At 61.9% G+C, this 11955-nt stretch carries 12 protein-coding genes; 1 reads left to right on the top strand and 11 read right to left on the bottom strand.

What is annotated here, in order from left to right; translation table 11 throughout:
* The 9 genes from cvpA to ACYF6X_RS03165 all read right to left on the bottom strand — a co-directional run bounded on the left by cvpA (window position 1) and on the right by ACYF6X_RS03165 (window position 8703).
* Window positions 1-501, bottom strand: a complete 501-nt coding sequence (cvpA, locus tag ACYF6X_RS03205; RefSeq protein ID WP_004936119.1) for a colicin V production protein — start codon at window positions 499-501, stop codon at window positions 1-3.
* Window positions 502-736: 235 nt separating this feature from the next.
* A complete protein-coding gene (gene dedD, locus ACYF6X_RS03200) occupies window positions 737-1474 on the bottom strand; it encodes a cell division protein DedD (RefSeq protein WP_063988976.1) in 738 nt (245 codons plus the stop codon).
* Window positions 1475-2740 carry a bifunctional tetrahydrofolate synthase/dihydrofolate synthase gene (gene folC / locus ACYF6X_RS03195; RefSeq protein WP_063988975.1) on the bottom strand — a complete coding sequence of 422 codons (1266 nt, stop codon included), beginning with the start codon at window positions 2738-2740 and terminating at the stop codon, window positions 1475-1477.
* A 190-nt stretch (window positions 2741-2930) separates the two neighbouring features.
* Entirely contained in the window at window positions 2931-3839 is a 909-nt protein-coding gene (gene accD / locus ACYF6X_RS03190) for an acetyl-CoA carboxylase, carboxyltransferase subunit beta (RefSeq protein WP_063988974.1), read from the bottom strand.
* 232 nt (window positions 3840-4071) lie between these two features.
* Complete coding sequence (locus tag ACYF6X_RS03185) at window positions 4072-4734, bottom strand: DedA family protein (RefSeq protein WP_019453745.1); 663 nt, start codon at window positions 4732-4734, stop codon at window positions 4072-4074.
* Window positions 4735-4812: 78 nt separating this feature from the next.
* On the bottom strand, window positions 4813-5634 hold the full coding sequence (gene truA, locus ACYF6X_RS03180; RefSeq protein ID WP_063988973.1) for a tRNA pseudouridine(38-40) synthase TruA: 822 nt from the start codon (window positions 5632-5634) through the stop codon (window positions 4813-4815).
* Window positions 5634-6644, bottom strand: coding sequence for an aspartate-semialdehyde dehydrogenase (locus ACYF6X_RS03175; protein WP_063988972.1), 1011 nt, complete (start codon window positions 6642-6644; stop codon window positions 5634-5636). Before ACYF6X_RS03175 ends, truA begins: the two co-directional genes overlap by 1 nt.
* Window positions 6645-6754: 110 nt before the next feature.
* Window positions 6755-7876: a 4-phosphoerythronate dehydrogenase PdxB gene (gene pdxB / locus ACYF6X_RS03170; protein ID WP_130017830.1), complete on the bottom strand. Its 1122-nt coding sequence runs from the start codon at window positions 7874-7876 to the stop codon at window positions 6755-6757.
* Between the two features lie 53 nt (window positions 7877-7929).
* Complete coding sequence (locus ACYF6X_RS03165; protein ID WP_130017829.1) at window positions 7930-8703, bottom strand: AraC family transcriptional regulator; 774 nt, start codon at window positions 8701-8703, stop codon at window positions 7930-7932.
* Between the two features lie 117 nt (window positions 8704-8820).
* On the opposite strand from ACYF6X_RS03165, the gene ACYF6X_RS03160 reads away from it, so the two are divergent.
* The gene (locus tag ACYF6X_RS03160) at window positions 8821-9741 is read left to right on the top strand and encodes a DMT family transporter (protein WP_063988969.1); all 921 of its coding nucleotides are present in this window, start codon (window positions 8821-8823) and stop codon (window positions 9739-9741) included.
* Here the strand turns inward: ACYF6X_RS03160 and ACYF6X_RS03155 are convergent.
* A complete protein-coding gene (locus ACYF6X_RS03155; RefSeq protein ID WP_107227601.1) occupies window positions 9738-11156 on the bottom strand; it encodes a sensor histidine kinase in 1419 nt (472 codons plus the stop codon). The genes ACYF6X_RS03160 and ACYF6X_RS03155 overlap by 4 nt on opposite strands.
* Window positions 11143-11817, bottom strand: a complete 675-nt coding sequence (tctD, locus tag ACYF6X_RS03150; protein ID WP_038876462.1) for a transcriptional regulator TctD — start codon at window positions 11815-11817, stop codon at window positions 11143-11145. Before tctD ends, ACYF6X_RS03155 begins: the two co-directional genes overlap by 14 nt.
* Window positions 11818-11955 lie beyond the last annotated feature (138 nt).

Genomic DNA, 11955 nt, shown 5'->3' with positions numbered 1-11955 from the left:
CTACCGCCCCGGCAATTGGGTCGGCAAGAAACTCGACGTGCTCTGCAGGTAGTCAAAGAACCACCTGATGACGTAACTGAACTGGGGAATGAGCTGCGACTGTTTCCAGTCGGCACTCTGTGAAAAGCCGGTAAAGGTATCCAGGAAGAACAGGATCGCCGCGACGATCAACACTCCGCGCAGCGCGCCGAAGCAGATGCCCAACACCCGGTCGGTGCCCGACAACCCGGTTTTCTCTACCAGTGAGCTAATCACATAGTTAACAATAGCCCCTACGATCAAGGTCGCGATGAACAAAATCGCGATCGCGATACCGTTTCGCACCAGTTCATCTTCAAAACGAGTGAAATAGACCGCAAGGTAAGAGTAGAAATGGCTGGCAACAAAAAACGCACATCCCCATGTCACAAGTGACAATGCTTCGCGAACAAACCCTCGGATCAGGCTCACCAGAGCCGAAAATCCAATCACCGCTATAATGACGTAATCAATCCAGACCATGAACTATTCCAATGATGAATCGCCCCTGCATCCAATTCGCGGCGAATTCTAACAGAAAAAGAAAACGTTTGCGTAGGGGATTTCCTACCACGTTACAAATAAAAAGCGGCGATCAAAAAATTCCCAATCGCCGCGCCTACATAGGTGATTTCGCCTGTAAAAGGCGCGGTTTTTCTTGCGATCTCTCCACCACTCCTTAATTCAGGGGCGCATCCTGCTGCGCCCCTGCGGGGTTTTAACGGCCGTACGGTTTCACCTGCCCGCTCAGCCCGCTGATCGAGTTCAGCGACGGCAGCGCCGCCTGCAGCTTCTGCCTGGAGGCATCCGGGCCGACGTAGATGCGGGTGATCTGCCCCTGCACCGGCGTTGACGGCACGGTAAAGGCGCGATAGCCCGAGAGGCGCAGCGAGGCGACAATCTCGTTCGCCTTGGCGGCGTTTTTCAACGCCCCGAGCTGCACGACATAGGCTTGCCCTGCCGGCGCTTTTTCTTCCGTCGGTTTCGGCTGCGGCGCCGGTTCAGGCTTCGGCGTCGGTTCAGGTTTCGGCGCCGGCTTCACTTCCACCGGCTTCGGTTGCGGTGTCGGTTTCGGCTTCACTTCTACCGGTTTGGTTTCCACCGGTTTCGGCTTAGGCTGTGGCACCGGCTGAGGACGCGTTTCGACCGGCGGCGGCGCCACCTGCGTCGGTTGCTGAGCGCTCTGCCGCACTGCCTGTTGCGCCGCCGCTTCGTTGGCCGCCTGCTGCTCGACCAGCGCGCCCGCCCCTTCCGGCGGCTGCGCCGGCAGCGGTTGCGTCACCGGCGGCAGCACGTCGTTCTCCTCGACGTCGCCCGCCTTCGGCACCAACGGAATGGCCGCGAATTCATCCTCGTAATGCTTCTTTTTGCCGTCCAGCAGCCCTGGCAGGATGATTACCCCCAGCGCCACCAGAATCACGGTTCCGACCAGTCGGTTCTGAAATTTACTCGCCACTCACACTCCCCGCATCTCGTCTAACGCCGCCATCACCTGCGCCACGGTGTGGAACGATCCACAGACGATCACAATATCCTGTTTATCAGCATCCTGCATAGCCTGCCGCCAGGCAGTTTCGACATCATTAAAGCGGCGCGGTTCCGTCAGATGTTGCGCCAGCTGTTCGACGCTGGCGCCGCGCGGCCCGTCGAGCGGCGCGCAGTACCATTCATCCACCTGCTCGCTGAGGCAGGCCAGCGTGCCGGCGATGTCCTTGTCCGACAGCATGCCCACCACCGCGCGCACCTTGCCGCCGTCGCGCGGCAGTTTGGCCAGGCGCCCGGCCAGATAGCCGGCGGCGTGCGGGTTGTGCGCCACGTCGAGGATCAGCATCGGCTCCCGCCGCACGATCTGGAAACGCCCCGGCAGCGTCGCCTGCTGCAGCCCGGTGAAAATCGCGCGTTCGTCGATTTCCAGCGGGGAGCAGTTCAGCGCCGCCAGCGCGGTAGCGGCGTTGGCCAGCGGTACGTTCGGCGTCGGCAGATCGGTCAGCAGCGTGTCGCCACCCTGCCACTGCCAGCGATCGCCCTGCTCGCTGAAGCGCCAGGCTTCACCGCGGCGATACAGCGGCGCGCTCAGCGTTTCGGCAACCTGACGAATGCTCTCCGGCATGTCGGGTTCGCCCACCACCGCCGGCTTGCCGCTGCGGAAAATACCGGCCTTTTCACGGCCGATGCTTTCGCGATCGTTGCCCAGCCAGTCGGTATGATCGAGCGCAATGCTGGTGATCACCGCCACGCTCGGATCGACGATGTTGGTCGCGTCGAGACGCCCGCCCAGGCCCACTTCCAGGATCACCACGTCGAGCCGCGCCTGTTTGAACAGCTGCAGCGCCGACAGGGTGCCGAATTCGAAATAGGTCAGCGACGTTTCGCCGCGGCCGGCCTCAATGGCGGCGAACGAGCGGCTGTGCTCCGCTTCGCTCAACTCTTCCCCCTGAATGCGCACGCGTTCGGTATAGCGCACCAGATGCGGCGAACTGTAGACGCCGACGCGCAGGCCGGCGGCTAGCAGAATGGCTTCGAGGGTGCGACAGGTGGTGCCTTTGCCGTTGGTGCCGGCAACGGTGAACACCGTGGGAGCAGGGGTCAGTAAATCCAGATGCGCCGCGACGCGCTGTACGCGCTCAAGGCCGAGTTCGATCGCCTGGCTGTGCAGACGTTCCAGATAGTAAAGCCACGAGCTCAATGGCGACGTGGCTTGGGGAATTTGGTGGTTTTGCATGAGTCCCGTCACTGAACTTGGGTTCATTAATCCATCAGGGCACCACCCTCACCGCGGTAAAGGCGATGCGCTTCGTTACCGCCGCCAATCCGCAAGCCATGGCGCGATAGGCCACGGCCGGCAGGGAACGGATTCAGCCGTCACTTAGCCACAAAGTGGCGGCTGAACCCGGGCGGGATCTGTCTTTGCCTCAGGCGTCGGCCTGCGGCTCCGGCTCAACGACCGGTGCGGCCTCATCGAAATGCGGCTGCGGCTGGTTGGTCAGCTTGGACAGAATGCTCGCCAACGTCTGGCGCATTTCCGGACGGCGAACGATCATGTCGATCGCGCCTTTTTCGATCAGGAACTCGCTGCGCTGGAAGCCCGGCGGCAGTTTCTCGCGCACGGTCTGCTCGATGACGCGCGGGCCGGCAAAACCGATCAGCGCTTTCGGCTCGGCGATGTTGATGTCGCCCAGCATCGCCAGGCTGGCGGAGACGCCGCCCATGGTCGGGTCGGTCAGCACGGAGATGTACGGCAAGCCGCGCTCCTGCATTTTGGCCAACGCCGCGCTGGTTTTCGCCATCTGCATCAGCGACATCAGCGCTTCCTGCATGCGCGCGCCGCCGCTGGCGGAGAAGCACACCAGCGGACAGTTGTCCTCCAGCGCCTGCTCAACCGCACGCACGAAACGCGCGCCGACCACGGAAGACATCGAGCCGCCGATGAAGGCGAATTCGAAGGACGCAGCGACGATCGGCATGCCGTACAGCGTGCCCTTCATCACTACCAGCGCGTCTTTCTCGCCGGTCGCTTTCTGTGCGGCGACCAGACGATCTTTATAGCGCTTGGAATCCTTGAATTTCAGAACGTCCTTCGGCTCCAGATCGCTGCCCAGCTCCACTTCGCTGCCTTCGTCCAGCAGGGTATGCAGACGCGCGCGCGCGCCCATACGCATGTGGTGGTCGCACTTCGGACACACTTCCAGATTACGCTCCAGCTCGGCGCGGTAGAGAACCTGGCCGCAGCTGTCGCATTTGGTCCAGACCCCTTCAGGAATGCTCGCCTTACGGGTTTGTGTGATATTGCTCTTGTTAAGAATTCGTTCAATCCAGCTCATCGATGACCTTTCTGTTTGAACCTGGCACACGCCAGTCCGCTGTTCATGCTTTAACAATCCCCCCGAAAACACCCCAATGAAAAAATGCCCGTTCGCGGCGCGGCAAGCGCGGCGACTGAGGCATCGGCTTCAGGGTTGTTCGCAGGAACAGACCATAATGTCGCTCATTAAACCATATCGGCCCGACGCTGTGGACAAAAAACTGGTCGAACCGACAGGTTAAGCGATGTTTTTACTGTTTTTGCTGGCGGGCGGCCGCGCGCTTGTGGCGCCAAATTTCAATCACGCCCGGCAGAATCGAAACGATGATGATCCCGACGATCAACAGTTTCAGGTTCTCCTGCACCACCGGCAGATCGCCGAACAGGTAGCCAGCATAAGTGAAGAGCAGCACCCAAACCAGTGCGCCAATCACGTTATAGGCGGCGAAGTGGCGATAGGACATATGCCCCATACCGGCGACGAACGGCGCAAAAGTACGCACGATCGGCACGAATCGCGCCAGAATGATCGTTTTCCCGCCGTGCTTCTCATAGAACTGGTGCGTCTTGTCCAGATAGCTGCGGCGGAAAATTTTCGAATTCGGGTTGCTGAACAGCTTCTCGCCGAACAACCGCCCGATAGTGTAGTTCACCGCATCACCGAGGATCGCCGCCACCACCATCAATGCCACCATGGTGTGCACGTTCAGATCGTTGGTCGGCAACGCCGCCAGCGCGCCGGCGACAAACAGCAAAGAATCCCCCGGCAGGAACGGCGTCACCACCAGACCGGTTTCGCAAAACAGGATCAGGAACAGAATAGCGTAGACCCACATGCCGTATTGTGCGACCAGTTCGGCCAGATGCACATCAATATGCAGAATGAAATCAATAATAAACTTGATGATGTCCATAAATTCTCTCATTGATACCGGGTGTTTCAATCACCCGGCAGAAGCACAAGGGAGCGACGCTTTCAGGCGTGCCGGCGTTTAATCGTCGGGCAAAAACAGCGGCCCCATCGGCGGCCGCGGTAGACCAAAGTGGTCGGGATAATCCACGGCAACCAGATACAGCCCCTCGGCTCGCGCCGTCGCCGCCGCCAGATTGCGATCTTTCAGCGCCAGCAACTCGGCCATCCAGTTCTCATCCTGATTGCCGCAGCCGATCTCCATCAGGCTGCCGACGATGTTGCGAACCATGTGATGCACAAAGGCATTCGCCTTGATATCTACCACAATATATTCGCCGTAGCGCGTAACCTTAACGTGTTTTACGCAGCGCCACGGGGTGCGCGACTGACACTGCACCGCGCGGAACGAAGTGAAGTCGTTCTCGCCCAGCAGCGCCTGCGCCGCCCGATGCATGCGATCGGCGTCCAGCGGGTGATAAAAATGCGTCACTCCCTGTTGCAGCACCGCCGGCCGGTAGCGATGGTTGAAAATAATATAGCGGTAGCGGCGCGCGGTGGCGCTGAAACGCGCGTGAAAATCGTCGGCGACGGGGCTCACCCAACGCACCGCGATATCCGGCGGCAGATGGGTGTTTACCCCCATCGTCCAGGCGGCGTCCTTGCGGCGCGCGGAGGTTTCGAAATGCACCACCTGCCCGGTAGCGTGCACCCCGGCGTCGGTACGCCCGGCGCACAGCACGGTAATCGGCGCATCCGCCACCTTGCTCAACGCCTGCTCCAGGCGTTGCTGCACGCTGGCCACTTCTTGCTGCCGCTGCCAGCCGTAGTACCGGCTGCCGTCATATTCGATGCCCAGCGCGATCTTCAACGTCGGCTGAGCAGGCGAGACCACCTCAGACATCAGTACATCTGCTCCTGCACCAGACGCTCGGCGGTTTCGACAGCCATCAACGCGCCGCCGAAGCGCACGTTGTCCGCCACCGTCCAGAACTGGAGCAGCTCGGGGATACCGTAATCGTTACGCAGACAACCGATGCTGAGCGCATCGCTGCCGGAGGCATCGGTGACCTGAGTCGGGTAATCGTCCTCTTCGCTCAGTTGAATGTCTTCAACCTCTTCGAGTTCGCTGCGCGCCTCTTCGGCGGACAGCGGGCGCAGCGCTTCCAGGTGCACCACCTGCGCGTGGCCGTAAAACACCGGCGACTGAACGCAGCTCACCGAAATCGGCAGCCCTTCATCCTGCAACACCTTGCGCACCTGATCGACGATCAGGCGTTCTTCGCGCACGCTGCCCTGCTCGTCGGCAATCAGCGGCAACAGGTTGAACGCCAGCTGCTTACCGAAAATGCCTTCTTCGGCCGGAATACCGTTCAGCAGGCGCGCGCTCTGGCCTGCCAAATCGTCCACCGCCGCCTTGCCGCGCGACGATACCGACATCAGCGTGGTGACATGCAGACGCGACAGCCCCGCCTGTTCGGTCAGCGGTTTGATCGCCGTCAGCAGCTGGCTGACCATGCTGTCGGCCACCGCCACGATATTGCGGTTGCGGTAATCCGCCAGCACCTGCGGGTTGACGCCCGGCACCACCAGCGGCACATCCGGCTCCATGGCGAACAGGCCGCTGGTGTCGATCACCAGGCAGCCCATGTTGCCGGCTTCTTCGGCATAGCGCGCGGAAGCTTCGCTGCCGGCGACGAAGAAGGCCAGCTGGGCCTGCGACCAGTCGAACTCTTCGGCGTTTTGCACCAGAAGAGACTTGCCGTTGAAGCGCACATTGGCGCCCGCGCCGCGTTCGCTTGCCAGAGGATAGAGCTCACCCACCGGGAACTGGCGTTCCTGCAACAATTCCAGCAACGCTTCACCTACCGCGCCAGTGGCGCCGAGCAGCGCGATATTCCAGCCGTCAGACATCGGGTTTTCTCCAGAGTATTTCATTCATAAATGCAGACGGGCAGTGCAGCCACCGCCCGATAATCTTTGCCGCTCACTGTAGCGGCGTTGGCTTAAGACAACCTTATGCGCTACGCCACGCTGAAGCCCAGCTTGCCGAGCAGCTCGGCGCTGGCGCTGTCATCGCATTGCACGGCCAGCGAAGACCACTCGCGGCGTTCCTGGTAGTGCTTGCGCAGGCGATCGAATTCGCCCGGTTGCCCGGCGACTTTGCGCAGCGGCGCATCATCGCGGCGCACATCATACACCAAGTGCATCAATCGTTTTAACCGCGCTTCATCCAGCGGCCCGTTGAGGCGGATCTGGCTGAACTCCGGCACCGGCAGCAGCGAGGCCAGCGCCACCTGCTGCGGCTGTCCCAGATGGCGGCTGAACGCTTCGAACACCTGAGTGGTGCCGCGCGCCTTGCCTTCCAGCGTATACCCGGCGATGTGCGCAGTGCCGATATCCACCCGCGCCAGCAGCGGCAAGGAGAGGTCCGGCTCCGGTTCCCACACGTCCAGCACCGTGCTCAGCTTTTTGCCTTTTTCCAGCGCCTGCAGCAGTGCGGCGTTATCCACCACCGGCCCGCGGCAGGCGTTGATCAGAATGCGGTTGTCCGGCAGCGCCGCCAACAGCTCGGCGTCCGCCAGATGCAGCGAATGGTATTGGCCGGATTTATTCAGCGGCGTATGGAAGGTCAGCACGTCGGCCTCGGCTACCAGCTTCGCCAATGGCCAAAACTCCCCGGCGTCGCCGCGATCGGCGCGCGGCGGATCGCACAGCAGCGTGCGCACGCCCAACGCTTTGAGGCGCGCGTCCAGGCGCGAACCGACGTTGCCCACGCCGACGATGCCGACGGTTTTATCCCGCAGATGGAAGCCATCGCGTTCGGCCAGCAGCATCAAGGCGGAGAACACATACTCGACCACCGCGATGGCGTTGCAGCCCGGCGCGGCGGAAAATCCGATGCCCTGCCCTTGCAGCCAGGCGTCATCGACGTGATCGGTGCCGGCGGTGGCGGTGCCGACAAAGCCGATGCGGCTGCCGGCCAACAAGGCTTCATTGACCTTGGTGACCGAACGCACCATCAGCGCATCGGCATCTGCCAGCGCCTCGCGCGGGATCGGGCGACCCGGCACCGCCTGCACGTCGCCCAGGCGGCTGAACAGCTCGGCCGCGTACGGCATATTTTCATCAACCAGAATCTTCACTGCGTTCTCCGACGGTTTACGGCTATTTGTCTGCGAAATAGTGTGCCACTGAATCAGGCACGGCGAAAGCGCTCAGGGGTGGTGCCGGCGATCTGCTGGAACATGACGATAAACGCCGACGCGGAGCTGTAGCCGACGTCCAGCGCCACGTCCTGCACGGTTTTGCCCTGTTCGAGCAGCGACACGGCATGCAGAAAACGCAGGCGCTGGCGCCATTCGCTGAACGGCATGCCCAGATCCTGTTGGCAGCGGCGCGACAGCGTACGCTCGGTGGTGTAGACCCGAGCCGCCCACGCCGCCAGCGAGGTGTTGTCCGCCGGGCAATGCTCCAGCGCTTCCAGCACCGGCGCCAAAAACTTGTCGTCCGACGACGGCAGATAGGTTTGCTGGCGCGGCGACAGGCGCAGCTGATCGATCAACACCTGACACAGGCGCAAATCCTCCTCCGCCTGCGGAATGTACTGCTTGCGCGCATAGAAATCCTCGGCGATGGCGCGGAAGATTGGTGTCACGCTCACCAGACAAGGGTCGGCCGGCATGCCGGCACACAGCGCCGGCGTGATGTCCACCATGCGGCACTGCGCCAGCCGCTGGTTATAGCAGGAGTGTTCGATGCCGGCCGGCGCCCACAGCACGAACTCCGGCGGCGCCAGAAAGCGCTGCCCGCCGATGCGCAGCACCATCACCCCGGCTTTGACCCACATCAACTGGCCCCAGGTGTGGCTGTGCGGCTGGAATTCGGTGCGCGCGTTGAACTCCTCGCAGCGGAACTGCACCGGCTTCGGCGCCGGGATAAGCGACTCGGGGAAATGGCGGATTTCTGGCATGGTTTCGTCCCGTGATTTGTCTTGTTTACGCCGATTTTTGTCTGGATATCGCTATATATGATAAACCGGACACGCGTAGACTAGCCAGCATGTTGGACGTTATTGAGAATAATTATCATGAATATGCTCTTCCCGCTGTTGGCCGTGCTGATATGGTCGATTAACGCCGTCGTCAGCAAACTCTCCGCCACCGCCATCGATCCGGCGGCCATCTCGCTCTACCGCTGGCTGCTGGCGCTGATTGCCCTGACGCCGTTCGTGCTGCCGGGCGTACTGCGCAACTGGGCGCAGGTGCGCGCCAACTGGTGGAAGCTGATGATCCTCGGTTTGCTGGGCATGGTGCTGTACCAAAGCCTGGCCTATTACGCGGCGCACAGCGTCAGCGCGCTGTTTATGGGCATCATCGTGTCGCTGATCCCGCTGCTGACCATCCTGATCAGCATCGTACTGCTGCGCATTGCGCCGACCGTCGGCGTGCTGCTCGGCAGCATACTCTCCTTCTGCGGCTTGATCTGGCTGGTCAGCGGCGGTCAGCCCGGCGTGCTGCTGCAGCACGGTATCGGCAAGGGGGAATTGATGATGCTGCTCGCCACCGCCTCTTACGCGCTGTATGGCGTATTGACCAAACGCTGGGCTATCGCGCTACCGAACTGGCAATCGCTGTACGTGCAGATCCTGTTCGGCGTGCTGTTGCTGCTGCCTAATTTCCTGATGGCGGAGGATGTCGGCTTGAACGGCCATAACCTGCCGCTGGTGCTGTTCGCCGGCATTCCGGCTTCGATTATCGCTCCGTTCCTGTGGATCCAGGGCGTGATGCGTCTGGGCGCCAACACCGCCTCGATCTTCATGAACCTGGCGCCGGTGTTTACCGCCGCTATCGCCGTGCTGTTCCTGCATGAGCAACTGCACGGTTACCACCTGATCGGCGGCGGCATCACCTTGCTGGGCGTGATCCTGTCGCAGCGGCTGCGCACGCCGCTGACGCGTAAAGCCAAGGCCCCGGCGGCCGACGTCGAATCCTGCAAAGAACAGGCTTAAGGCAGCAGCCTGAAACGCACCCGCACCAACAGGCCGCCCAGCGCGGCGGAGCTCAACAGCTCCGGGCGGGTGCCGTGATACGCGGTGATATCCTTCACCAGCGCCAGCCCCAGGCCGGCGCCCGGCTGATCGCCCACGTTGTCCAGCCGGTGAAACGGCTGCAGCGCCAACGCCTTGTCCTGCAAAGCAATGCCGGGGCCGCTGTCTTCTATCTCCAGCACACCTTCCCCCGCCGCCTTATCCTGAGTGAGGCGGGCGGTGACCACGCCCTGACGCGGCGTGTATTTCAGCGCGTTGTCCAGCAGGTTGGCGCACAGCTCGGCCAACAGCAGCGGTTCCCCTGCCACCTGGCACACCGCCTCACCTTCAAACCCGAGATCGATCTGTTTACTGCGCGCCTGCGGCAAGCGGGAAAAGCAGGCGTCGCGCAGCACCTGCGCCAGATTGACCGGCTGCAGCTGGCGCTCGGCCTGGTGCTCGCTGGCCTTCAGGCGTGAGAGATGCAGCAGGCGGTCGGTCAGCGCCACGGTATTATCCAGCGTCGCGCTCATCGCCTGCAGGCTTTCGCGCCACTGCTGCGGCCGGTCACTGGCCAACGCGACCCCAACCTGGGTCTTCAACACCGCCAGCGGCGTGCGCAGTTGGTGCGAAGCGTCGGCGCTGAAACGCTCCTGGCGCGCCACCATCAGCCGCAACCGTTCGATGTAGCGATTGAACGCCACCAGCAGCGGCTGCATCTCCGACCACGGTAATACCCGCGGCAAGGGCGTCAATTCGCCCGGATCGCGCCTCAACATGATGCCGGAGAGTTTACGCATCGGCTTCAACACCCGCTTGAGCAGCGCGAACGCCAGGATCAGGGTCAACACCACCACCGTGCCCTGGCTCAGCAGCGCTGCGATCATCATCTGCCGCGCCAGGTAACGGCGCGACTCCAGGGTTTCTGCCACCAAAATGGTCGCCATGCCGCTCACGCCCGACTCGTTGATCGGTTGAAACAGCGCCGCCACGCGGATCGGCCGGCCGAGGTATTCCGCATCGTAAAAATGCACCAGCGCCGGGTAGAGCGTGGAACGCGGGATATGGGGCGGCAACGACGGCAAATCGTCATAGCCCGAGATGCTTTTTCCCTGCGGCGAAATCACCTCGTAATACAACTGATCGTTCATGTTGCGCTCGAAGCTGTCGAGCACCACATAGGGCACATCGACCGCCAGCTTGCCTTCGCGCACCACCAGCCGCTCCGCCACGGTGCGCGCCGACGCCAGCAGCGTGCGATCGTAAGCCAGGGTGGCGGCGCTCATAGCGCTGAAATAGTGGGTGTAGATCGAGATACCGCCCAACGCCACCAGCGGCAGGCCAAAAAACAGCAGCAGTTGATAGAACAACGAACGCGGCGCGTTAAACCACCGCATTGCACCGCTCCAGGCTGTAACCCAGACCGCGCAGCGTGATGATTGCCACGTCGCTGCCCTGCAGCTTTTTCCGCAAACGATGCACGTAAAGCTCGATGCTCTCCGGATTGGCCTCGTCGGACAGCGTAAACACCTGCTCGAACAGCTGCTGCTTGGCCACCGGGCGGCCGCGCCGGTGCATCAACGCGGTCAACACCGCCAGTTCGCGCGGCGTCAGCGCCAACGGCTTGCCCTCCAGCAGGAAATAGCCTTCGTCGTGATAGGTCAACGCGCCATACTGCAACGCCGGCTGCGCGGCGCCGACGCTGCGGCGCAGCAGCGCCCGAATACGCGCTTCCAGCTCGTCCAATTCGAACGGCTTGGTGAGATAATCGTCCGCCCCCAGATTCAGGCCCTTTACCCGATCGGCCACGTCGGTGCGCGCCGTCAGCAGCAGCACCGGCAGATCCTGCCCGCGCTTGCGCAGGCGCGCCAGCAAATCCAGGCCGTTCAAACGCGGCAGCGCCACATCCAGCACCGCCAACGCATAGCGTTCGTTGAGCAACAGATGATCGGCGGCCACGCCGTCCGGGGCGACGTCGACGGCAAACCCGGCGCCGGTCAGCGCCTTTTGCAACCAGTGAGACAGCTCGGGGTGATCTTCAACCAATAACAGTCGCATGTTCCCATTCCATTGATTTACCTGAACAACCTGGCGCCGACACGGCGTCCGTTAACAGGCTGATAACAGAGAATGGCATGGAAAATAAGGGGATAAAAGAGCGCCGCGCCGCCCGTTTTGGGAGCTGGCACACAATTA

This window comes from Serratia sp. ID 25-353, assembly GCF_054792795.1.
This window is presented reverse-complemented; position numbering and strand designations above follow the sequence as displayed.